20 protein-coding genes and 1 pseudogene are annotated in these 21,553 nt (G+C 73.8%); 5 read left to right on the forward strand and 16 right to left on the reverse strand.

Annotation, left to right across the window (positions count from 1 at the left end; all coding sequences use genetic code 11):
* Nucleotides 1-67 precede the first annotated feature (67 nt).
* The 6 genes and pseudogenes from ACH4RG_RS03745 to ACH4RG_RS03770 form a co-directional block, all read right to left on the reverse strand.
* A complete protein-coding gene (locus tag ACH4RG_RS03745) occupies nt 68-844 on the reverse strand; it encodes a YqjF family protein (RefSeq protein ID WP_397918138.1) in 777 nt (258 codons plus the stop codon).
* A gap of 74 nt (nt 845-918) precedes the next feature.
* Nucleotides 919-1,047 (reverse strand): hypothetical protein, encoded by a 129-nt coding sequence (locus ACH4RG_RS03750; protein ID WP_397918137.1) that lies wholly within the window; start codon nt 1,045-1,047, stop codon nt 919-921.
* Between the two features lie 133 nt (nt 1,048-1,180).
* Complete coding sequence (locus tag ACH4RG_RS03755; RefSeq protein WP_397918136.1) at nt 1,181-1,651, reverse strand: NUDIX domain-containing protein; 471 nt, start codon at nt 1,649-1,651, stop codon at nt 1,181-1,183.
* Nucleotides 1,652-1,655: 4 nt separating this feature from the next.
* The gene (locus ACH4RG_RS03760) at nt 1,656-1,991 is read right to left on the reverse strand and encodes a hypothetical protein (protein ID WP_397927851.1); all 336 of its coding nucleotides are present in this window, start codon (nt 1,989-1,991) and stop codon (nt 1,656-1,658) included.
* Nucleotides 1,992-2,063: 72 nt separating this feature from the next.
* Nucleotides 2,064-2,503, reverse strand: a pseudogene (locus ACH4RG_RS03765) (IS5 family transposase); the annotation flags it as partial.
* A gap of 41 nt (nt 2,504-2,544) precedes the next feature.
* The gene (locus tag ACH4RG_RS03770; protein ID WP_398539070.1) at nt 2,545-5,019 is read right to left on the reverse strand and encodes a helicase C-terminal domain-containing protein; all 2,475 of its coding nucleotides are present in this window, start codon (nt 5,017-5,019) and stop codon (nt 2,545-2,547) included.
* A gap of 54 nt (nt 5,020-5,073) precedes the next feature.
* Here ACH4RG_RS03770 and ACH4RG_RS03775 point away from each other — a divergent pair, with 54 nt between their 5' ends.
* On the forward strand, nt 5,074-6,477 hold the full coding sequence (locus tag ACH4RG_RS03775) for a hypothetical protein (protein WP_398539071.1): 1,404 nt from the start codon (nt 5,074-5,076) through the stop codon (nt 6,475-6,477).
* Between the two features lie 56 nt (nt 6,478-6,533).
* Here ACH4RG_RS03775 and ACH4RG_RS03780 read toward each other — a convergent pair whose 3' ends face one another.
* The 4 genes from ACH4RG_RS03780 to ACH4RG_RS03795 are packed head-to-tail and all read right to left on the reverse strand — an operon-like array spanning nt 6,534 to nt 10,492.
* A complete protein-coding gene (locus ACH4RG_RS03780; RefSeq protein WP_397919328.1) occupies nt 6,534-7,508 on the reverse strand; it encodes an ABC transporter substrate-binding protein in 975 nt (324 codons plus the stop codon).
* 1 nt (nt 7,509) lies between these two features.
* Nucleotides 7,510-8,382: an ABC transporter ATP-binding protein gene (locus ACH4RG_RS03785; RefSeq protein ID WP_397919330.1), complete on the reverse strand. Its 873-nt coding sequence runs from the start codon at nt 8,380-8,382 to the stop codon at nt 7,510-7,512.
* Complete coding sequence (locus tag ACH4RG_RS03790) at nt 8,379-9,455, reverse strand: FecCD family ABC transporter permease (RefSeq protein WP_397919332.1); 1,077 nt, start codon at nt 9,453-9,455, stop codon at nt 8,379-8,381. Before ACH4RG_RS03790 ends, ACH4RG_RS03785 begins: the two co-directional genes overlap by 4 nt.
* Entirely contained in the window at nt 9,452-10,492 is a 1,041-nt protein-coding gene (locus ACH4RG_RS03795; RefSeq protein WP_397919334.1) for a FecCD family ABC transporter permease, read from the reverse strand. Before ACH4RG_RS03795 ends, ACH4RG_RS03790 begins: the two co-directional genes overlap by 4 nt.
* 165 nt (nt 10,493-10,657) lie before the next feature.
* On the opposite strand from ACH4RG_RS03795, the gene ACH4RG_RS03800 reads away from it, so the two are divergent.
* Nucleotides 10,658-11,341: an HAD family hydrolase gene (locus ACH4RG_RS03800; RefSeq protein WP_397919336.1), complete on the forward strand. Its 684-nt coding sequence runs from the start codon at nt 10,658-10,660 to the stop codon at nt 11,339-11,341.
* A 12-nt stretch (nt 11,342-11,353) separates the two neighbouring features.
* Here ACH4RG_RS03800 and ACH4RG_RS03805 read toward each other — a convergent pair whose 3' ends face one another.
* Nucleotides 11,354-11,593 (reverse strand): hypothetical protein, encoded by a 240-nt coding sequence (locus ACH4RG_RS03805; protein ID WP_397919338.1) that lies wholly within the window; start codon nt 11,591-11,593, stop codon nt 11,354-11,356.
* A 177-nt stretch (nt 11,594-11,770) separates the two neighbouring features.
* Here ACH4RG_RS03805 and ACH4RG_RS03810 point away from each other — a divergent pair, with 177 nt between their 5' ends.
* A complete protein-coding gene (locus ACH4RG_RS03810; protein ID WP_015610403.1) occupies nt 11,771-12,154 on the forward strand; it encodes a cold-shock protein in 384 nt (127 codons plus the stop codon).
* Nucleotides 12,155-12,199: 45 nt separating this feature from the next.
* On the opposite strand, the gene ACH4RG_RS03815 is transcribed toward ACH4RG_RS03810, so the two are convergent.
* From ACH4RG_RS03815 to ACH4RG_RS03835, 5 genes are read right to left on the reverse strand one after another with little or no spacing between them, the layout of a single operon-like run.
* Nucleotides 12,200-12,820: a hypothetical protein gene (locus ACH4RG_RS03815; protein ID WP_397919340.1), complete on the reverse strand. Its 621-nt coding sequence runs from the start codon at nt 12,818-12,820 to the stop codon at nt 12,200-12,202.
* A 30-nt stretch (nt 12,821-12,850) separates the two neighbouring features.
* On the reverse strand, nt 12,851-13,729 hold the full coding sequence (locus ACH4RG_RS03820; protein ID WP_397919342.1) for a 1,4-dihydroxy-6-naphthoate synthase: 879 nt from the start codon (nt 13,727-13,729) through the stop codon (nt 12,851-12,853).
* Nucleotides 13,707-14,426, reverse strand: coding sequence for a futalosine hydrolase (locus tag ACH4RG_RS03825; RefSeq protein WP_397919344.1), 720 nt, complete (start codon nt 14,424-14,426; stop codon nt 13,707-13,709). Before ACH4RG_RS03825 ends, ACH4RG_RS03820 begins: the two co-directional genes overlap by 23 nt.
* 53 nt (nt 14,427-14,479) lie before the next feature.
* Nucleotides 14,480-14,956 (reverse strand): DUF2771 domain-containing protein, encoded by a 477-nt coding sequence (locus tag ACH4RG_RS03830; RefSeq protein WP_265600154.1) that lies wholly within the window; start codon nt 14,954-14,956, stop codon nt 14,480-14,482.
* A gap of 27 nt (nt 14,957-14,983) precedes the next feature.
* Nucleotides 14,984-16,420, reverse strand: coding sequence for an MFS transporter (locus ACH4RG_RS03835; protein WP_397919346.1), 1,437 nt, complete (start codon nt 16,418-16,420; stop codon nt 14,984-14,986).
* A 416-nt stretch (nt 16,421-16,836) separates the two neighbouring features.
* Between ACH4RG_RS03835 and ACH4RG_RS03840 the strand changes: the two genes are divergently transcribed.
* Both ACH4RG_RS03840 and ACH4RG_RS03845 read left to right on the forward strand, forming a co-directional pair.
* Complete coding sequence (locus tag ACH4RG_RS03840) at nt 16,837-17,769, forward strand: DUF3027 domain-containing protein (protein WP_397919348.1); 933 nt, start codon at nt 16,837-16,839, stop codon at nt 17,767-17,769.
* Between the two features lie 455 nt (nt 17,770-18,224).
* Entirely contained in the window at nt 18,225-21,431 is a 3,207-nt protein-coding gene (locus tag ACH4RG_RS03845) for a sacsin N-terminal ATP-binding-like domain-containing protein (protein WP_398539389.1), read from the forward strand.
* The last annotated feature ends 122 nt before the right edge of the window (nt 21,432-21,553 follow it).

The following is a 21,553-nucleotide window of genomic DNA, read 5'->3' on the forward strand; positions in this document are numbered from 1 at the left end:
TGCGGCCACGACTGCGGCCAAACGTCCAGTGTGCCGCATCGGGGCGCGGGGCGGGGTGGGCGTGCGGTCAGCCTCCGGCGCGCGGCCTGCGCTGCGGCCCGAAGCGCACGGGAACCCCCGGGGAGTACAGCACGCTCACCGGCTCCCCGGCCGGCGCGGGCAGGCCGCCCGCCGCCACCAGGTCCTCGTCGCACTCCAGGAGCTCCGCCCGGTGCAGCGGCCAGCGGGGGTGGGCGTTGGGAAGGTGGATGGTCCGTCCGAAGAAGTCACTGTGCAGGGCCCACCGGGCGGTGAGGAAGTGCTCCAGGGGCGTCGGCTCGTCGATCGCGTCCCCCGCCCGCAGCACGATTCTGCTCCGCGCACCACGAGCACCGGGCCAGCGGCGGGTGCTCGTGTACGTGAGGGTGTCGCCGGAGCGTTCGATGTCCATGCGGGACCACACGTATGGCAACCGGAACGCGGCCCGCGCCACGAGGACCGGGACGAGCCGCGAGGCGTCGAGCGAGCGGAAGACGACCCCGCGCCGGCCGTGCTCGTCCACGGAGTACAGCCGGACGTTGGTCTCGGGGAAGGTGCCGAGGTACGGGATCCCCGGCAGCCCGAGCCCGCCCACTCGGTACATCCGGAACGCCACGAGCCCCACGTACGTCGTCGTCCCGTCGAAGGTGTCCGGCACCGTCCCCGGCGGCAACAGCGGTGCCACGTCCGCCGGATCGACGGCCCAGTGCAGGAACGCGAGGTCCAGCCAGGACTGGGTGAGCAGCGGGGGCATCGGCGCGGGGGGTGGGTCGGGCGACACGGACTCCGGGGGCACCGGACCGGGGGCGGGGCGGGCTGTGGCCATGCCCGCAGCATCGCAGACCGCGTCAGCAGAGACGGCAGGGCCGTGAAACCGACCAACCCGCCCGGCGGCGGACGCTACTCGGTCTCGCCCGGCTGCCGGGTGTGCTTAGCCCGCTTGATGCCGAGTACGGCGAGACCGAGGACGGCGGCCACCGCCACGATCGCCATCACGATCTGCTCGCCGGTGGTCAGGGTTGCGATCATCTTCATCTCCTCGGCAGATCGACTGGCGTGCACGGTGAACATGTCATGCGGGGCGACCCGCGACAAGCCTCGACGTGATCTTCAGAGCTTCCCTTGAGCGCCCAAGCACCGGGCGGCCCGCACGGCTTGCTGCTCAGCCGAGATAGGGCCGGTCGCGGTCCTCCGCGAAGTGGCGCAGCCGGAGGCGCTGGGTGTGGTGCATGGGCAGGGTGGCGATCTCGTCCGGCGACACGAACCGAACCTCTGTGCTCTCCTCGGAGACGGTCAGGGAGCCGCCGGTCACCCGGGCGGTGAAGCAGACGTTGAACTGCCGACGGACCTCCCCGTTGCTGTACTCGATGATGTGCCGAGGGTCGGTGTACGTGCCGACGAGTCCCATGATCTCGACATCGAGCCCGGTCTCCTCCTTGACCTCGCGCACAGCGGTGCCGGGGAGGGAATCTCCCAGGTCCATCCCGCCGCCCGGTAGCGCCCACAGGTCGTTGTCGCGGCGGCGCTGCAGCAGGATGCGCCCCTGATCGTCGGTGACGACGGCGGAGGCCGCGACGACCATGCTGTTGGGCTCGGGCGCGTTGGGGTCGTCGTAGTACTCGGTCCGTGCCATCAAGTCACCCTTCCACCAGCTGTGCGGACTTCCATACCGCCTCGAAGCTGTCCTCGTACGTGCCGAAGACGCCTCCGCTGCCGCTGCCGCTGCCCCGGAGGTGCCACACAGGCGCGGCGTACGCGTTGACGCCCCAGACGTGGGCGTTGACCAGAATCTCGTCGTCCGCGCGGTACAGGCTGTTGTAGAGCGTCGTCCCATGTGTACGGATCTCGATGCCCGGTTCGCTCGCCAAGGGGCGGTAGTGCATGAGCGCGAGTCGGCAGCGCGACTCGATGCCGTGGCCGAAGCGCTCCTCCCGACCCCGTTGCTGGACGTTGGCATCGTCCGCGTCCCCCACCGCGATCCGGATCGTGCACCCGTCCGCAGCCCGCTCCCGCAGCAGGTCGTTGAGCCGTGGGTACGCCTCGTGCAGGCCGCGGCCGTCGCAGGCGAGGTGAATCTTGGTCGTCAGTCCGCCACGGGATCGTCCGAGGGCGTGAGTGTGTGCCGTTTCTGAAGGGCCTGCCCCTTTTTACGGGCGCTTGCCGCGTGCTGATGAGCGCGGGTGATCGTGGAGTCCACGGAAACCAGCCAGTCGACGTCTCCCGCCGCATCCTTCTGAGCCTGGACGGCATCAAGCATCCGCGTGAACGTGCCATCGAGCGCCCACCTGCGGAAACGTGTGTACAACGTCCGCCAGGACCCGTATCTCTCCGGCACATCACGCCAGGCCGAACCGGTCCTCAGCTTCCACACGATTCCGTTCAGCACCACCCGGTCGTCCCGCCGAGGCCGCCCCGTTTCCGTCTGCGGAAGCAGCCCCGACAGAACGTCCCACTCTTCATCCGAGAGCTCATGTCGCCGCACCATGCGTCATATGATGCCCCATCAAGAGCCTTTGAAGACAGGCCTTAAGGCTTCCCGTCGTCCGCCAGCTCCGCCACCCCCGTGATCCGGTGCAGCGGGTACGTGCGGACCTCGTCGGCCGTGTGGTCGTACGCCGTGACGAAGCCGCCCTCCACGCGGACCGGGGCGATCACGCGCTGGCTGGCCGCGCCGTCCGCGTTGACGTAGCCGATCCAGACCGCGGAGCCCGTCATCGCGGCCGCCTGGACGGTGGCCAGGGTCTCGGCGGAGGTGGTGCGGGGGAGGGAGCCGGCGGGCGTGGTGGACGACGGGTCCTCGGACGTGTCCTTGCGGATCACCGTGGCGGCCGTGTCGCCCGCGCGGATGGCCCGTACGGCCGCACCGAGCAGGGTGTCGTCCGGGACCGGAGGGCCTTCGGGGACCGGGACCGGGGGTGTGCGGGGCGGGGTGCGGCGGGCGCCGGCGCGGGTGATCAGGACGTCGCCCTCGGCCGATTCGGCGGCCGGTGCGTAGCCCATGTCGCGCAGGGCTTCGAGGAGGGAGCCGGGGTCGGCCTGGGAGGCCAGGACCGTGGGGGCCAGGCGGCGGAGGCGGAGGCCGGTCGAGCGGCGGTCGGCCAGGATCTCGTTGAGGACCGCCTCGTCGTCGCAACGTACGTACGCGGACGCGGACCCGATCCGCAGGTGGCCGTGGCGGCGGGCCACGTCGTCGATCAGGTAGCTCAGCGGCTGCGGCACCGGCGTACGGCTGTGCGCGGCCAGGAACGCGTGCAGGTCGGTCGCCGCCTTCCCGGCGTCCAGGGCGCGGCGCACCGAACCGGGCGTGAAGCGGTACACCGTCGCCCCGCCCTTCGACTCCACGTCGGCCAGGACCGAGAGCGTCTCCGCCAGGGGGCGTTCCAGCGGGCCCGGCGCCACCGCCGTCAGGTCGGCCTGGAGCAGGACGTGGTCCAGGGGCTCGGGGACGAGCGGCGCGAGGAGGGCCGCCGCCGCGTCCGGGCCCTCGTCCAGCAGCGCGCGGGCCTGTGCGGAGAGCGCGCCCCGGCCCGTGATGCCCAGCAGCTCCGCCTCGTTGAGCGTCCACAGGGCGAGGCGGGAGCGGAGGTCCGTCCCCTCCGCCGAGGCCGCGGAAGGGGTCGTTCCGCCGCGCAACGGGCGTTCCCAGCGCAGCCTTCGCAGCAGCGTCTCGGTGTCCGGCGCGGTGCCCGGCGGGAGTTCGGCGAACAGGGCCAGGGCCCGGCGGCGTACGTCGGGGGCGGCCGAGCGGTCCAGCTCCGGGCCGAGTGCGGAAAGGGCCCGGCCCTTGGCGTCCTGGCCGCCGACCAGCCCCGGGGTCCGGGTGGCGGCGAGCCAGGCGGTGGCGAGGTGCGTCCAGCGGTCCTCGGCGGACAGGTCGAGCCATTCGTCGGACGCCGGCGTCGGCGCGTACCGCTCCTCGGTCTCCCCGTCTGATGCCAACAGGCCTGCCGCGTAGGCGAGTTCGATCCAGAACGCGGCGATCGGCTCGGTCACGTCGAGGGAGTTCGCGGCGCGCTTCAGCTCCCGTACGCTCAGCCCGCCCGCGCGCAGGATCGCGGGGCCGCCGCCGTTCCAGAGCTTCAGCAGCTCCTCGACCGTCGACAGCGCGGTGAACGCCTGGCCCGCCGCCGCCCTGTCCACAGCCTGTGGATCGCGTGTCGCGGCCGCCACGACGGCCGGGGGGACCGGTTCCGGTACGCGGTGCGCGCGTCCGGCGCGCAGGTGCAGGGCCGCCTCGCGCGGCAGGACCACCGTGCGGGTGGAGACCGGCAGCAGCAGGCCCCGGTCGCGCAGCCACTTCACGGGGGGAGTGGGGTTGGGCGTGACCTCCCCGTACGGCGGGCCCCACACCAGCCGGTCCAGGACCGACAGCGCCTCCACCGGTGCGGTGTCCAGCAGTTCCGCCATCCGCGTCCGGTCCGTGAACAGGGCGGCGAGCGCGGCCACCGCGGACACCGGGTCGTGCGTGGCGGGCAGACCGGTCGTCGCCAGGATCTCCTGGAGCCGGCCCGGCGACATTCCGGCCGTCGCCTCGGAGACCGTGGGGCCCAGGCCCGTGGGCGAGGGGTGCTGGGGGGAGGGGGCGAGCAGTTCCCGGGCGGTGCGCACCAGCCGCAGTCGGTCGTCCTCGCCCCAGACCAGGGCCTGTTCGCGCAGGGTCGAGAGCGCGCCCGGCAGCGCGGCGGTGATCGCCGCCCCCGCGTCGTCGCGCTGGTCGCCGTCGTCCAGCCCGTCGCCCGTGAGCAGGGCGAGCAGTGTGTCGTACGGGGCCGGGTCCGGGGCCACCGCCAGTGCCTCGGCGGCCTGGAGCGCGAACCGGTCCAGGTGTTCCAGCGCGCGGACGACGGACGCCCGCGTGCCGGCCCGGGTGGCGAGCTGGGTGATGTCGTTCGGCACCGGGTTGAGGAGGTCGGGGCGGGCACGCAGCAGCCCGGCCAGCGATTCGTCGCCCCGGGCGCGCAGGGCTTCGGCGAGCGTGCGCGGTGGTGTGGTCGTCCCCATCCGTCCCACGGTAGCCGCTGGAACGCTACCGTCGGGGCAGGGCCGGTAGAGGGGATGCACCGCGTGGGGATCGAGAGCGACCAGCTCGTCTACGACTACCTGAGCCGGGTCGGCGACCTGGCCCAGCAGCAACAGCTGTCGTCGGGCGCCCGGATGCGCCTGGTTTCGACACTTCGGGGCGAGATCGACCGGCAGCGCGGCGTGGAGGGTGCGGACTCCCCGGCGACCGTGCGGCGCATCATCGGCAGGCTGGGCAGCCCGGACGAACTGGTGGCCGCGGCGGCGGAGTCGGCCGACGGCACGGTCACGCTGCCGACCGCCGGGGCCGGGGCGGGGGGCGGCGAGCCGCAGCGGAGGACCTCGCTTCCCCGGCCCCGCGGCGGACTTCTCCGCAAGGACCCGAAGGAGCCGAGGAAGCCGGGGAAGCCCGCCCCCGGGGCGGGGGACAGCCGGGCGGCGAAGGCCCTCCGGAAGCCGAAAGCCGGTTTCGGGTGGGGCGCGTCGCGCAGTGATCCCGAGGGCGGCGGCAGTGCTCCGGGTGGTGTCTCCGGCCATGCTGCCGGCGGCGCTCCGGGCGGTGCCTCCGACAGTGCGCCCGGCGGTGCCGCCGACCGGGCTTCGGACGGTGTTCCCGACCGCGCTCCGGGCCGCGGTTCCGGTCGTGCCTCCGGCGACGCGTCCGGCGCGCGGTCCGCCGCCGTGCCCCGGCCGGGTGCCGCCCCCGACGACCACCCTGACGACGACGCCGTCCCCGTCCGCGACTGGCCCGACCCCTCAGCCCCGCACATGCTCGGCCAGGACCAGCAGGGGGACGCGGACGCGACCGACTGGTGGCGCCTGGAGCCGGGCCCCTTCGACGAGGGCACCGCCATCCCCGGGTTCTTCGGCGGCATCGAGGCCCCGGAACTGCTCGGGAGGCGGCCGCGGCCCATCGAGAAGGACGGGCAGGACGAGAAGGACGCGGAGGGCGGGGCCGACGAGAAGGACGGGAAGGCCGGGGCGGAGGGGGCGGCCGGGACCGCCGCGCGCCGCCGTGCCCTGCGCCTTCTGAAGCTCCGCCGCCGCAAGGCCGCGGCGGCGGTCGCCGAGCCCGAGGCCGCCGCCTCCGGCCCCCGCGGCGGCTTCGCCCACCCGCTGCTGCTCCTGGCCGCCGTCCTGCTCGTCGCCGGCGTGGTCACCGGTTCCTGGCTGCCCCTGGCGGGCGGCTGGCTGATCGCCTACAGCTCGCGCACGCTCTCCCGTACGGAGGCCAAGTGGGCGGCGCTCGGCCTGCCGGGCGTGGTGGCGGCCGGGGCCCTCGCGTGGGTCTGGGGGCGGATGGAGGGGCGCTGGGGCGAGCCGATCCGCGAGGGTGCGATGCGGGATGTCCTGGCGGACACCTGGCCGGTGGTCGTCCGCCTCGCCGCCGTCGCCTCCGCGCTCTACCTGGTGTGGCGGGCGCGGAGGCGGGCCGGCTGAGCGGAGCCCGGCCCGCCCGGGCGCAGCACCGGACGCGGGCCGGGGTCCTTCGAGGCCTACTTGGTCATGCTGGTCTCGAACTCCTCCAGGATCTTGCCGGCGGCCGTGTAGCCGATGCCCGCGATCCAGAGGCGGTCGTCGACCTTGAAGACCTTGTCGTTCTTGGCCGCCTTCAGCCCCTTCCACAGGCCGCTGTTCATCGTCTTCGTCGTCCCGGCCTTGCCCGGGTCGCCGTACGTCGACGTGAAGATGACGTCCGCGTCCGCGAGGTCGATCTTCTCGGGCGACACGTCGTACGAGAACCCGTCCTTCGCCTTGTCCGTGATCGCGGGGCGGCCGGTGCCGATGTCGGCGAGGATCGAGCCGATGTAGTTCTGCTTGCCGTAGATGCGGATCTCGGCGCCCTCGACGAAGCGGACGAAGTTGACGTCCGTCGCGGCGGCCTTCTCCTTGCCGCCGAGCGCCTGCGTCACCTTCGCCACCTGGGTGTCGTACGTGGCGAGGACCTTCTTCGCCTCGGCCTGCTTGCCGAGCGCCTCCGCGTGGACCTGGAAGTTCTCCTTCCAGGCGCTGCCGGTCGCCTCCGTCATCACGGTCGGGGCGATCTTGCTGAGCTCCTCGTAGCGTTCCCCGTCCCGGACCTTGCTGGTGAGGATCAGGTCCGGCTTGAGCGCGGCGACGGACTCCAGGTTCGCGTTGGCGATCTCGCCGACCGGGGTGATGTCCTTCGTCTCGCTCGCGGGGAGGTAGGAGGGGAAGGCGTCCTCGGACGCCGAGTGCGTCGCGCCGACCGGCCGGACGCCGAGGGTGATCGCGGAGTCCAGCTCGCCGGAGTCCAGGACGACGACCCGCTTCGGCGACGCGGGGACGTCGACGTCCCCGTTCGCGGTGGAGACGGTGCGCGTCTTCGCCGGGGAGTCGGAGGAGTCCGCTGCCGGGTCGGACGAGCCGCACCCGGCGAGGGTGAGCGCGGCGGTCACGGCGAGGGAGCCGGCGACGAGGACGCGGCGGTCGCGGAGGAGGGGAGTCATGTCACAGACCTTTCTGGGAGGGGGAGACCACCGGGGACGGGGTCCAGGGGGCGCTGGGGACGACGAGCGGCGAACCCGTCACCGGGTCCGGGACGATCACCGCCTGCAGGCCGAAGACCTCGGCGACGAGCTCGGCGGTGACGACGTCACCGGGCCGGCCCTCGGCGACGATCCGGCCCTCCTTCATGGCGACCAGACGGTCCGCGTACCGGGCGGCCTGGTTGAGGTCGTGGAGGACGGTGACGACCGTGCGGCCCCGGGTGCCGTCGGCGGCGGGGGACGCCAACTGGCGCACCAGGTCGAGGACCTCCACCTGGTGCGCGATGTCGAGATACGTCGTCGGCTCGTCGAGCAGCAGCAGGTCCGTCTCCTGGGCCAGCGCCATCGCGATCCACACCCGCTGGCGCTGCCCGCCCGACAACTCGTCCACCGACCGGTCGGCCAGCGCCGTGACGTCGGTACGGGCCATCGCGTCGGTCACCGCCCGCTCGTCCTCGTCCGACCACTGCTGCCACCAGCTCTGGTGCGGCTGGCGGCCCCGCGCGACCAGGTCGGAGACGGTGATCGCCTCGGGCGCGACCGGCGTCTGCGGGAGCAGCCCGATGGACCGGGCGATCTGCTTCGTGGGTATCCGCGCCAGCTCCGTACCGTCCAGCAGGACCGCCCCGCCGCGCGGCTTCAGCAGCCGGCCGAGCGCCCGCAGGGTGGTGGACTTGCCGCAGGCGTTCGGGCCGACGATGACGGTGACCTGCCCGTCCGGGACGGTGAGGTCCAGTTCGTGGACCACGGTGCGGTCCTCGTACGCGAGGGTCAGGGACCGTGCGGCGAGCCTGCCGGCCCGCTGCGCCGTGTCGGTCGTCGGGCTCGGGCTCATGCGGTGCCTCCACTGCGGCCGCGGTGACCGCGGATGATCAGCCAGATCAGGTACGGGGCGCCGACCGCCGCCGTGAGGACGCCCACCGGCAGTTCGGTGGGTGAGAACAGCTTGCGGGCGAGCAGGTCGCCGAGGACGACGATCACCGCGCCCAGCAGCGCCGAGGACAGCAGCGGGATCTGCGCGGTCCGGGTCAGCCGGCGGGCGACCTGCGGGGCGAGCAGCGCCACGAAGTCCACCGGGCCCGCCGTGCCCGTCGCCACGGACGCCAGGACCACACCGAGCGCGACGAGTCCGAGGCGTACGCGCCCCAGGCGCACGCCCAGCGCGATGGCGGTGTCGTCGTCCATCGCGACGGTGCGCTGCGCGCGGGCCGCCCAGGCGATGGCGGGCAGCAGGATCAACAGCGTCCAGCCGATCGGGGCGGCCTCCGACCAGCCGCGCCCGTTCAGCGAACCGGTCATCCAGATCTGCGCCTGCTGCGCGACCAGGTAGTCGCCCTTGGTCAGGAACAGCGCGGTCACCGACCGCAGCGCGATGGCGAAGCCGATGCCGATGAGGACGAAGCGGGTGGCGTGCAGGCCGCCGCGCCACGCGAAGACGTACACGAGGGCCGCCGCCGCGATGCCGCCGACGACGGAGAGGTAGGGCAGGACGGTGTACGAGGTGATGCCGAAGGTCATCGCACCGACCGTGAGGGCGCTGGCGCCCTGGCTGATGCCGATGATGTCGGGGCTGGCCAGCGGGTTGCGGGCCACCGTCTGGATCAGCGCCCCGGCGATCCCGAACGCGGCGCCCACCAGCAGGCCGACGACCATGCGCGGCAGCCGCAGCGTGCCCACGACCAGTTCGGCCGAGGACGGCTGCCCGAGGATCACCTTCACGACCTCGCCGGGTGCCACGAAGCTCTCCCCGACGCAGAGGTAGCCGACGCAGACGGCGGCCAGCAGCACGACGAGGGCGGCCGCGACGACGGAGGCCCGCCGGTGCAGCAGGAACCGGCCGCGCGGACCGGCCTTCACCACGGAGTAGCCGGCGGGCCGGACCCGTGCGGCCGTCGAGATCCCGCTCATGCGGGCACCGCCTTCCGGCGTACGAGGGCGACCAGGAACGGCACCCCGATCAGGGCCGTCATCACACCCGCCGGGACCTCGCTCGGCGGGAACACGATCCGGCCGACGACGTCCGAGACCAGCAGCATCACGGGCCCGATCAGCGCCGCCATGGGCAGCACCCAGCGGTGGTCGTTGCCGACGACCGCGCGGGCGATGTGCGGGACGGCGAGACCGATGAACGCGATCGGCCCGGCGGCGGCGACCCCGACCCCGGTCAGCACGGTGGCCCCGATGCCGCCGACGATCCGGACCGCGGCGACGTTCTGCCCGAGCCCCTTCGCCACGTCCTCGCCGAGCGCGAGCGCGTCCAGGCCGCGGGCGACGGAGAGCACGAGGACCGCCCCGAGGAGGAGGAACGGCCACACCTGCTGGACGACGTCCGCCTCCCGTCCCGCGATCGAGCCGACCTGCCAGAAGCGGAACTCGTCCAGCGCGGCGGCGTTCGTCGTGAGGATTCCCACCGTCACCGACACCAGCAGCGCGTTGATGGCCGCACCGCCGAGCGCGAGCTTCACCGGGGTCGCGCCGCCGCGCCCGCTGGAGGCGATGGCGTACACGGCGACCGAGGCGATCGCCGCGCCCGCGAAGGCGAACCACACATACCCGGTGAGCGTGTGGACCCCCGCGAACGCGATGGCCATCACCACCGCCACCGAGGCACCCTGGCTGATGCCGAGGATGCCGGGGTCGGCGATGGGGTTACGGGTGATGCCCTGGAGCACCGTGCCCGCGAGGGCCAGCGCCGCGCCGACCATCAGCCCGATGAGCGTGCGCGGCACCCGCATCGTGCGGATCACCTCGGCGGCGTCGGAGTGCCCGCCGTGCAGCAGGGCGTCGAACACCTCGCCCGGAGGAATGGACCGCGCCCCCACGGCGAGGCTCAGCAGGACCGCCAGCAGCAGGGCGAGCACGGCCCCGGCGGTCGAGGCGGCACGTCGGGAGAGACGGGGTGCACGGGGTGGCGCGGCGGTCCGCACGGGCGCTGACGCTGACATTTCACCCAATCGGGACGGACGCGGGCATGACGGAACATGAAGGAACGCTGGGGCGCGGGGCCAGGTCGGTAAGGCTTGGCTAAGTGCGCGTCTCAGTCTAAGCGGCTGGATCTCGCGGCCGACGGGGGCTTCGGGACCCCCCGGCCGGTCGGCACAATGGCAGGCATGGCTTCCACGGATCAGAACACTTCCCGGCACCCGCTTGAGCACTCCTCTGAGCACTCCTCCCGACGCCCTCTGACGGTCGGCTTCGACCTCGACATGACGCTCGTCGACTCCCGGCCCGGTATCGCCGCCGCCTTCCGGGTCCTGTCCGCGGAGACGGGGGTGGAGATCGACGTCGACCTGGTGGTGAACCGCCTCGGCCCGCCGCTGGAGACGGAGCTGGCGCACTGGTTTCGGGCCGACCGGGTGTCCGTCGCGGCCGACCGCTACCGGGAGCTCTACCCCGACCACGCGATAGCCCCGACCACGGCCCTCGCCGGGGCGCGGGAGTCAGTGGCGGCGGTCCAGGCGCTCGGCGGCCGGGCGATCGTCGTCACGGCGAAGTACGAGCCGAACGCGAAGCTGCACCTGGCCCACCTCGGCATCGAGCCGGACACGGTGATCGGCTCGCTGTGGGCGGAGGCCAAGGGCGAGGCGCTGCGCGAGCACGGCGCGCAGGTGTACGTCGGCGACCACACCGGCGACGTACGGGGGGCCCGGGTCGCCGGAGCGCTCTCGGTCGCGGTGACGACGGGCCCGTGCGACGCGGCGGAGCTGCGGACGGCGGGCGCGGACGTGGTACTGGACGACCTGACGGGCTTCCCGGCCTGGCTGGCGGCCTTCGAGGCGGACCGGGTGGCGTGACGCGGCAGGGTGTCAGGCGCGGTTCGCGGCCCGCTTCGGGGAGCTGATCCAGGCCGAGCGCACGACGCCCGCCCCGGCGATCAGGAACCCGACGCCCATCAGCATGCAGACCGCGTACGCGATCGGGGGGAACGGGTCAGTGCCGAGGAAAAGTGGGGCGACTGTGACCAGAGTGGCCAGTGCGCCGACGAAGAAGACGATCGCGCCGACCTGAACGAGCCGGTCACCTGCGCCTGAAGGAGTAGTACTCACGCGACCAGGGTAGTTCCCAGCCCGGAGGAAGTCTCCGGCGACGTCTTGTCACCGGCCCCGGGGCCATTAGCCTGGGACCGGGCGGGTCACGGTGACCCGCTGTACTGCTATCCGGAGCCGTTTTCCCTGGGGGACCGGCTCTTCCGCACACCGACGAGTACGAGGACGAGGACAGACGTGCCCACCGGCAAGGTCAAGTGGTTCAACAGCGAGAAGGGCTTCGGCTTTCTCTCCCGCGACGACGGCGGCGACGTCTTCGTCCACTCGTCGGTTCTCCCTGCCGGAGTCGACGCCCTCAAGCCCGGCCAGCGCGTGGAGTTCGGCGTGGTCGCGGGCCAGCGCGGCGACCAGGCCCTTTCCGTGGTGGTCCTCGACCCCACCCCGTCCGTCGCGGCCGCGCAGCGCCGCAAGCCGGACGAGCTGGCGTCGATCGTGCAGGATCTGACGACGGTCCTGGAGAACATCACACCGCAGCTGGAGCGGGGCCGTTACCCCGACAAGGCCTCCGGCGCGAAGATCGCGGGCCTGCTGCGGGCGGTCGCCGACCAGCTGGACGTGTAAGGGCCGGTCCCGTGATCCCCGCCGACGGCGCGGCTCCTGCGGGGGTCAGGCCTGGCTCTCGGCGAAGAGCCGGGTGGTCCTTCCCAGGGCCGCGCGCACAGCGCCCGAGCGGGTCAGCGGCGCGCGGTCGACACCGGCGAAGAGCGTGACGAGCGCGATGTCCGCCGCGACGGCCCGGCCCGTCGTCCGCACCACCAGTCTCCTGCTGCCGCCGAGCCCGGACAGCTTCGCCGTGAGGGAGACACCGGGGTCCTCGTCATCGGCCGCGCGGGTCAGGACGAACTGCTTCCTGTTCACCGCCCGCAGCCGGTAGTGGTCGCCGCCGTACCGGAAACGCAGGGCACGGGCCCGGCGGGTCGGGCCGAAGCGGTTGCGGCGCAGGTGCACCAGGGCGTCGCCGACCCGGAGCACCGAGCGGTTGAGCGTCGGCAGGTCGGCGGCCTCGGTGTGGATGCCCCGGGTCTCGAACACCGCCGTGGGGATCGACGGGCCGCGCACCTCGGAGACCACACTGTCCGGAGTGTGCTTCCGGGGCAGCGGGGCGGTGAGGACGACCTCCCCGAACTCCGCCGCCGTGCCCCGGTAGCCCGCCCGCTGCTCGTGGGTGCGGCCTTCCTTCCAGAACGCCAGGGTGAACGGGGCGGTCGAAGCGTTCGACGCGTGCACGGGGGTGTCCTTCCGGTCCTTCCGGTCCGCTCAGGGAAACGCCAGCGCGTCCGGTCCCAGCGGCGGTACGAGTCCCTCGGCCGCCGCGCGGGTCAGCAGGCCGCGGATCGCGGCGTAGCCGTCCTCGCCGAGGTCGGCGGTGAACTCGTTCACGTACAGCCCGATGTGCTGGTCCGCCACGGCCGGGTCCATCTCCTGGGCGTGCTCCAGGACGTACGGCCGGGAGACCTCCGGGTGGTCCCAGGCGAGGCGGACCGAGCTGCGGATCGTGTCGGCCAGGCGGCGCAGGGTCTCCTCGCCGAGCGAGCGCTTCGCGATGATCGCGCCGAGGGGGATCGGGAGGCCCGTGGTGTCCTCCCAGTGCCGGCCCATGTCGGCGAGGTTGTGGAGACCGAAGTTCCGGTACGTGAAGCGGGCCTCGTGGATGACCAGGCCGGCGTCGACCTTGCCGTCCCGCACGGCGGGCATGATCTCGTCGAACGGCATCACGACGACCTCGCCGACGCCGCCCGGCACCATCTCCGCAGCCCAGAGCCGGAACAGCAGGTACGCCGTCGAGCGCTCGCTCGGCACGGCGACGGTCCGGCCGGTCAGGTCGAGGCCCAGCTCCTTGGTGAGGACCAGCGGACCGCAGCCCCGGCCCAGCGCCCCGCCGCACGGCAGCAGCGCGTACTCGTCGAGCACCCACGGCAGCACGGCGTAGGACACCTTCAGGACGTCCAGCTCACCGCGCTCGGCCATGCCGTTGGTGATGTCGATGTCCGCGAAGGTCACGTCCGGAGCGGGCGCGCCGGGGATCCTGCCGTGCGCCCAGGCGTCGAAGACGAAGGTGTCGTTGGGGCAGGGCGAGAAGGCGATCCCGATCGCGTCCCCGGCCGGGCCCCGGCTAGCTGTGGTGTCGGTCGTCATGCCGGTTCCAACCTTCCAGTACGGGGGCGATCTTCCCGAACGCGTCCGTGAGCGTCGCCAGCGCGTCGCCGATGCGCCAGGCGTCCCGGTCGCGGGGGCCCACGGCGTTCGACACCGCCCGCAGCTCCAGTACGGGCACATCGGCCCGGGCGGCGGCCTCCGCGACCCCGAAGCCCTCCATCGCCTCGGCCAGCGCCCCCGGGTGCGCGGCGAGCAGATCCCCGGCGCGCTCGGCGGTGCCGGTCACGGTGGAGACGGTGAGGACGGGTCCGGCGGCGGCGCCCGCGGCGGCCGCCACCTCCCGTACGAGCGTGGGCGGGGCGGTGAAGCGGTCCCGGCCGAAGCCGAGCGCGGTGACCGGCAGGAAGCCGTCGGGGGTGTCGGCGCCCAGGTCGGCGGCGACGATGTCGCTCGCCACGACCAGCGAGCCGAGCGGCGTCAGCGGAGTGAACGCCCCGCCGATCCCGGCCGAGACGACGAGTCCGTACGGCGCGGATGCCGGTGTGGACGCCGACGCCAGGGCGAAGGCGGTGGCCGCCGCGGCGGCGGCCGGGCCGGCACCGCCCGCCAGGACGTCGAACGCGCCGCCGCGGTGCAGCTCGCCCCCCGGCAGCGCCACCGTCTCCGGCGAGCCCCCGAACGCACGCGTGACCGCGTCCCGCTCCACCGGGACAGCGGTCACGACCAGCACACGCACGGATAACAGCCTCAGGGTCGAGGACGGGGGAGGGGCGCTCTTCGGCGAGCGGGTCAGTCCTTCTTGAGCTCGAACTGCCAGATGCCCGTGAGCTTCTTGCCCTTGGTCTCCACGATGGAGATGTTCGTCTTCTCGGCCGGCTTGCCCGTCTGGCTGGCGAAGAAGGCGCTGCCGGGGATCGTCCGGTAGGTCTTGTCGTACGGCTCCTGCTCGGCCTGCTGGCCGTTGATGAAGAGCGTCCAGCCGTTCTCGGCGATCTCCGGGTCGACGCCGAAGCGGACCTTGTCGTCCATGGAGACCGTGAGGGACTTCTCGGCCTTCTTGTTCAGGCAGCCCTGGATCAGGGACTCCTTGATCGCCTCGCCGTCGTTGTAGCAGGCGGCCTCGGTGTTCACCGAGTCGCTGCCGACCGTCACGGTGGCGAGCGGCGTCGGCTTGTCGCAGGCGGACAGGACAAGGAGTCCCGCGGACACGGCACCAAGAGCGACGCCGATTCGACGGCCCTTACCGGAGAAGAACGCAACGGTCATGGGTCGAAGGCTATCGGTCGCCTCCGCTCATGCCACGCGGGGGTGCGGCGTGCCACGCCGCGCGGCCCCCAGGAGGCCCCGTACGGACGTGGCCGCGCCGAGCGCGAGAAGGCCCGCGGCGACCGACATGCCGAGGACCGCGTTGAGCGGCAGGGCGATGCCGATGCCGCCGCCGACCACCCACGCCATCTGGAGCAACGTCTCGGACCGGGCGAACGCGGAGGTGCGGACCTCCTCGGGCACGTCACGCTGGATCATCGCGTCGAGCGACAGCTTGGACAGGGCCTGGGTGAAGCCGGCGACGGCGCCGAGCGCGGCGACCAGCACGGTGGAGAAGAAGACCGCGGCCAGGACGGCCACGCTCAGCGCGAGCCCCAGCACCGTCGCGATGATCACCTCGGGGCCGCGGGCCCGCAGCCAGGAGCCCACCGCCGTACCGCAGGCGTTGCCGACGCCCGCCGCCACGCCGACGATGCCGAGCGAGACCGCCGCGCTCTGCCCGGCCAGCGGGTGCTCGCGCAGCAGGAACGCCAGGAAGAAGATGAGGAAGCCGGAGAGGGCCCGGTGCGCGGCGTTGGCCTGGAGCCCGTGCAGGACGGACCCGCCGACGGACCACAGGCGCGGCGGCCGCTCCTTGGCGGGTTTCTCCCCGTTGCCGCGCCCGCGGAGCCCCGCCCGGGTGCTGCCTCTGCCGGAGGTGGGCCGCGCAGCGGCGTCCGTGTGGTGCGGGACGATCAGCCGCGCCCGGCGCTCGCCCTTCGCGGAGTCGACCTTGGGCGGCAGGGTGAAGGCGAGGAACGTGCCCGCGACGAAGATCACGCAGGCACCGTAGAGCGGCCACGGTGAGCCGATGGTCTGGAGGCCCGCCCCGATCGGGGCCGCCACCCCCGTGGCCAGCAGCCCCGCCAGGGTCACCCGGGAATTGGCCTTCACCAGGGAGAACTTCGGTGGCAGCAGCCGGGGCACGACCGCGCTGCGCACCACGCCGTACGCCTTCGACGAGACCAGGACGCCCAGCGCGGCCGGATACAGCTCCAGACCCCCCGTGGCGACCGCACCCGACATGGTGATCGCCAGCAGCGCCCGGGCCAGCATCGCGCCCGCCATCGCGGCGCGCCGGCCGTGCGGCAGCCGGTCCAGGAGCGGACCGATCACCGGGGCGAGGAGGGTGAAGGGGGCCATGGTGATGGCGAGGTAGAGGGCCACCCTGCCCCGCGCCTCGTCCGTGGGCACCGAGAAGAAGACGGTGGAGGCGAGCGCCACCGTGATCATGACGTCACCCGCGCCGTTCACCGCGTGCAGTTCGATCAGTTTTCCGAGGCCGGATTCCCCCGCGCCGTGGGCGTGCGTCGCCTTGCGGATACCGCGCGCCGCGCCGGTGAACGGGGCGCGCAGGGCATGGCCCGCCGCCCGCCCCGCCCTGCGGAGCGGGCCGGGACCGTCGTGCGACCTGGCGGCAGCCACCCCGTCATAGTGCCCCAACCCTGGCCGGTATGAACGGTGATCGGTCACGGACGCGCGTGTGACGCCTTGTCGGACGAGCGCGCCGGAACCGTCCGGGGCCCTGCCGCCACCGGCGTCCGAACGGCATCGGAGGGGAGCCGACGGGAACGGATACGGCACGTTTGGGACGGGCAGGTGGGCGCAGCGCGGCGGAGAGGGTAGCGTGCGTAACGCGCCACCGGCGGTTGTTCTTGGCCGCGCGCCTCTCGGCGATCCCGCAGAATGGGTGGCAGAAGGCGCGCCCGAGGCAGGCACAACGGGTGTGGACGTCGACGCGGCCCCCAGGTCCGCTCCGCCCGCACTTGTCTGGCCGAAACGGCAATCGTGCGGCAGTTGGCGCGCTCGTGAGACTGGCGTATGGAGAGAAGCGAAGACCTGTGAGTGCTGCGACGACGACGCGAAGCCGTACGGCCCGGACCCCCGTTCCCGACCGCCTGTGCGCCGAGGCGGTGGACCTCGCGCGTGCGGCCGCGGAGGAGGCCGCCGCGCCCGGTGTGGTCGGAGAGCACATCGGCGTGGTCTCCGAGGGAGACCGGGTCGTCACGCACTACTTCGAGGCCAAGGAGCCCGGGTACCGGGGCTGGCGCTGGGCCGTGACGGTGGCGCGGGCCTCCCGCGCGAAGAACGTCACCCTGGACGAAACGGTGCTGCTGCCGGGGGACGACGCGATCCTGGCGCCGGAGTGGGTGCCGTGGAGCGAGCGGCTGCGCCCCGGCGACATGGGCCCCGGCGACCTGCTGCCGACCGAGGCGGAGGACCTGCGCCTGGAGCCGGGCTGGACCGGCGAGGACGAGCCGCCGCCGAACTCCGTGGTCTCCCGGGAGCTGGCGGAGCTGGTCGACTCGGAGGACGCCGAGCTCACGGACCGGCCGGTGGCCGCCACCAGCCGCGGGTCCATCGCCGCGGTCGCGGACGAGCTCGGTACGCGCCGGGCGCGGGTGCTGTCCCGGTACGGGCTGTACGCGGCGGCCGACCGCTGGGACGAGGAGTTCGGCCCGAAGACGCCGATGGCCCAGGCGGCCCCGGCGACGTGTGTCAGCTGCGCGTTCCTGATCCCGATGGCGGGCTCCCTGAAGCAGGCCTTCGGAGTGTGCGCGAACGAGTTCGGCCCGGCGGACGGCCATGTGGTGTCGCTGGCGTACGGCTGCGGTGGGCACTCGGAGGCCGCGGTGATGCCGACGCCGCCGAAGCCGGCGCCGCACGCGATGGACACGATGCGGGTGGATACGTACTCCCTGCGGTCGGAGCGCGGCGGGGGCTCCGTGCCGGCCGAGACGGACGGGGCGTCGGAGGACCTGGGCCACTCCTGAGGGGACGCGCACGGTGTCCTCAATCGCCGGACGGGCTTGATTACCCGACGGTGACCCCTTCAGCCCGTCCGGGGTTCGAGGACGGAACCGTCCACGTGGTGGTGGCTGCCGTCGCGAGGGTGTTGGGCTCCAGGGGCCTCTTCCGTGTACGCCCACCCGGGCGAGGGTTCCGTCCTCGATCGCCGGACGGGCTGGGAAAGCCGCTGGACGGGCTTGGTGCGGTGACCTCTTGCAGCCCGTCCGGCGTTTGAGGACGGAACCGTCGACGTGGCTCCGGGGTGACGTTGCGGGGGCCCGCACCCCAGGTCGCTGCCCGATGCGCCCGCTCACCCGAGCAACAGGTCCGCCCCCTCGAACGCCGGGCGAGCCGGGAAAGCACGGTACCTTCGGGCGCACACTGGGCCGCACAGGCATACGCGGTCACCCACCCAGCGGACGGAGTCGAGAGCGTGAGCATGAAGGCGACCGAGGGGGCCGATCCGTTCGGGACGGCACGGCTGCGGCGCGGCGTGCTCGACGCGTGGGGGGCCGGGCCCGCCCGGTTCCGGGAGGACGCCAACGCCGAGGAGGACCTCGCGCTCGGCGGCTACCGCGACCGCCTCGTCGTCGAGCTGGCCCAGAACGCCGCCGACGCCGCCGCCCGCGCCCGCGTCCCCGGCAGGCTCCGCCTCACCCTGCACCCCGCCGCCCCCGGCGACCCGGACGACCGCTGCGTGCTGGCCGCCGCGAACACCGGCGCGCCGCTCGACGCCACCGGCGTGGAGTCCCTGAGCACCCTGCGGGCCTCCGCCAAGCGCGAGGGCCACGAGTCCTCCGTCGGCCGCTTCGGCGTCGGGTTCGCCGCCGTCCTCGCGGTCAGCGACGAGCCCGCCGTGCTCGGCCGGCACGGCGGTGTGCGCTGGTCCTTGGCAGAGGCGCGCGAGCTGGCCCGCCAGGCGGCCGTCGGCAGCCCCGGCCTCGGCGACGAGCTGCGCCGCCGCGACGGACACGTACCGCTGCTGCGCCTGCCGCTGCCCGCCGAGGGCTCCGCGCCCGAGGGGTACGACACCGTCGTCGTGCTGCCGCTGCGCGACGGCACCGCCGAGGACCTGGTGGCCCGGCTGCTGGCCGCCGTGGACGACGCGCTGCTGCTCACCCTGCCCGGCCTGGACGAGGTCGTCATCGAGACCCCGGACGGGACGCGGACCCTGAGCCGTTCGGCCCACGGCCCGTACACGCACATCGACGACTCGGCGCGCGGTCTGGGCCGCTGGCGCACCGTGCTCCACCACGGGCCCGTCGAGACCGTCCTGCTCGCCGACCGCCCGGTCGAGGAGCGGCTGCGCCCGCACTGGTCGGTGACCTGGGCGGTGCCGGTCGACGAGGCGGGCGCCCCGCTCCACCCCCGTACCGCCCCCGTCGTGCACGCCCCGACGCCCACCGACGAGCCGCTCGGCATCCCCGCCCTGCTCATCGCCTCCCTCCCGCTGGACACCGCCCGCAGGCACCCCGCGCCGGGGCCGTTGACCGACTTCCTGGTGGCGCGGGCGGCCGACGCGTACGCGGAGCTGCTGGGCTCCTGGCGGCCCGTGTCGACCGGGACCATCGACCTGGTGCCGGGGCCGCTGGGCAAGGGCGGCCTGGACGGGGCCCTGCGCGGTGCGATCCTGGCCCGGCTGCCCCGGGTCGCGTTCCTGGAACCCGCCGCGCCCCGGGACCCCGAGGCCGAGCGGAGCTGGGCGGACGGCTGGGACCACGACCGTACGGAGCGCGCCGCCGCCACCTCCGCCCTGCGGCCCGTGGAGGCGGAGGTCGTCGAGGGCGTCGGGGCCGAGACCGTACGGGTGCTCGCCGAGGTGCTGCCCTGTCTGCTGCCCGCGGGCCTGGAGCGGCGCACCGAGCTGCGCACCCTGGGCGTCGCCCGCGTCCCGCTGACCGAGGCCATCGACCGCCTCGCCGGCCTGGAGCGCGACCCCGCCTGGTGGCACCGGCTCTACGACAGCCTCGCGGGCACCGACCCCGACCGGCTCACCGGCCTCCCCGTCCCCCTCGCGGGCGACCCGGACGACGAGCGGGCGGGCCGCCCGCCGCGCACCACGATCGGACCGCGTCAGGTCCTGCTGCCGCTTCCGGACGCGCTCACCGGTCCCGTCCTCGCCCGGCTCTCCCGGCTCGGGCTGAAGGTCGCCCACCCGGACGCCGCGCACCCGCTGCTGGAGAAGCTCGGGGCCCTGCCCGCCACGCCGCGCGCCGTGCTGACGACCCCGCAGGTGCGGGCGGCCGTCGCCGGTTCGCTGGACGCGGGGGAGATCTGGGACGAGGACGCGCTCGACGGCGACGAGCTGGCCGAGACCGTGCTCACCCTGGTCCGGGACGCCGAGCTGGCCCCCGGCGACGAGCCCTGGCTCGGCGCGCTCGCCCTCCCCGACGAGGACGGCGAACCGGCCCCGGCGGGTGAACTCGTCCTTCCCGGAAGCCCGTTCGCGCAGGTCATGCGCGAGGGTGAACTCGCCCTCGCCGACCAGGAGCTGGCCGGCCGCTGGGGGGAGGGCCCGCTCACCGCCTGCGGGGTGCTCGCCACCTTCGCTCTCGTGCGGGCCACCGACGTCGTCCTGGACCCGGACGAACTGGAGCCCCGCGACAGCGACTTCGCCGAACCCGACGACGCCGGGCTGCTGGACGCCGTCGACGTGTGGTGCGAGGACCTCCTCGACCAGCTCCCCGAGACCCCGGTGCCGCCCGTCGCCACCGAGATCGTCGCCGTACGGGACCTGGACCTGGTCGACGACGACGCCTGGCCGCAGGCGCTCGCGATGCTCTCGAAGCCACCGCTGCGCGACGCGCTGACACAGCCGGTGCGGGTGCTGCTCCCGGACGGCACGACGCAGTCCGTGCGCCCGTACACCGCGTGGTGGCTGCGGGACCACCCCGTGCTGGACGGCCGCCGCCCGGCAGGACTGCGCGCGGCGGGCGGCGACCCCCGGCTGGCCGGGCTCTACGACGCGGTGGACGCGACCGGCTTCGACGACGCCCAGGTGCTGCGGGCCCTCGGGGTGCGCACCTCGGTCGCGGCCCTGCTGGACGAGCCGGGCGGTGCGGCGGAACTGCTGGGCCGGCTCGCCGACGAGGACCGCCCCGTCACCCCCGTACAACTGCACGCGCTCTACACGGCGCTCGCCGAACTGGACCCGGACCAGGTGACGTTGCCGGACGAGCTGCGCGCGGTGGTGGACGGGGGCGTGGCCGTGGTCGACGCGGCGGACGCCGTGATCGCGGACGCCCCCGACGTGCTGCCGCTGACGGAGGGGCTGCCGCTGCTCCCCGTGGCCCCTTCCCGGGCCGCCGAGTTGGCCGAGCTGCTCCAGGTGCGGCGGCTCGGCGAGACGATCGATGCGGGCGTGACGAGCGAGGGCGAGGAGCACCGCGTACCGGAGCCGGTCCGCGTCCTGCTCGGACCCGGGACCCCGGACACGTACGTCGAACACCCCGAACTCCGCGCGGGCGGCGTCGAACTGGACTGGCGCCACACCCCGGACGGAATCGTCCACGCCGCGACCCTGGAGGGCGTGGCGGCCGGCCTGGCCTGGGCGGCCGGCCAGTGGCCCCGCCGCTTCGAGGTCGCGGCCCTGCTGGAGGACCCGTCCCGGACGGAGGAGCTGGCCCGGGACCGCTGGTTCGACTGAGTCCCTTCGGGCGGTGCTCGCACCGAGAGGCGGGGGCTTCACAGAAAAGTCACAACCAGGCACAACCGTTCACCTGCGCGGCCTGTCTGTTCCTGTGAGCCAACAGGTTCACAGCGACAGAC

Source organism: Streptomyces sp. NPDC021019, from assembly GCF_044333295.1.
Classification (GTDB): Bacteria; Actinomycetota; Actinomycetes; order Streptomycetales; family Streptomycetaceae; genus Streptomyces.

Bases quoted from the DNA above. Each gene is read 5' to 3' on its own strand.
- ACH4RG_RS03845 (WP_398539389.1), top strand. From the start codon at position 18,225: ATGAAGGCGACCGAGGGGGCCGATCCGTTCGGGACGGCACGGCTGCGG.
- ACH4RG_RS03830 (WP_265600154.1), bottom strand. From the start codon at position 14,956: ATGACCGTTGCGTTCTTCTCCGGTAAGGGCCGTCGAATCGGCGTCGCT.
- ACH4RG_RS03795 (WP_397919334.1), bottom strand. From the start codon at position 10,492: ATGTCAGCGTCAGCGCCCGTGCGGACCGCCGCGCCACCCCGTGCACCC.
- ACH4RG_RS03785 (WP_397919330.1), bottom strand. From the start codon at position 8,382: ATGAGCCCGAGCCCGACGACCGACACGGCGCAGCGGGCCGGCAGGCTC.
- ACH4RG_RS03770 (WP_398539070.1), bottom strand. From the start codon at position 5,019: ATGGGGACGACCACACCACCGCGCACGCTCGCCGAAGCCCTGCGCGCC.
- ACH4RG_RS03745 (WP_397918138.1), bottom strand. From the start codon at position 844: ATGGCCACAGCCCGCCCCGCCCCCGGTCCGGTGCCCCCGGAGTCCGTG.
- ACH4RG_RS03790 (WP_397919332.1), bottom strand. From the start codon at position 9,455: ATGAGCGGGATCTCGACGGCCGCACGGGTCCGGCCCGCCGGCTACTCC.
- ACH4RG_RS03755 (WP_397918136.1), bottom strand. From the start codon at position 1,651: ATGGCACGGACCGAGTACTACGACGACCCCAACGCGCCCGAGCCCAAC.
- ACH4RG_RS03800 (WP_397919336.1), top strand. From the start codon at position 10,658: ATGGCTTCCACGGATCAGAACACTTCCCGGCACCCGCTTGAGCACTCC.
- ACH4RG_RS03775 (WP_398539071.1), top strand. From the start codon at position 5,074: ATGCACCGCGTGGGGATCGAGAGCGACCAGCTCGTCTACGACTACCTG.
- ACH4RG_RS03820 (WP_397919342.1), bottom strand. From the start codon at position 13,729: ATGACGACCGACACCACAGCTAGCCGGGGCCCGGCCGGGGACGCGATC.
- ACH4RG_RS03750 (WP_397918137.1), bottom strand. From the start codon at position 1,047: ATGATCGCAACCCTGACCACCGGCGAGCAGATCGTGATGGCGATCGTG.
- ACH4RG_RS03780 (WP_397919328.1), bottom strand. From the start codon at position 7,508: ATGACTCCCCTCCTCCGCGACCGCCGCGTCCTCGTCGCCGGCTCCCTC.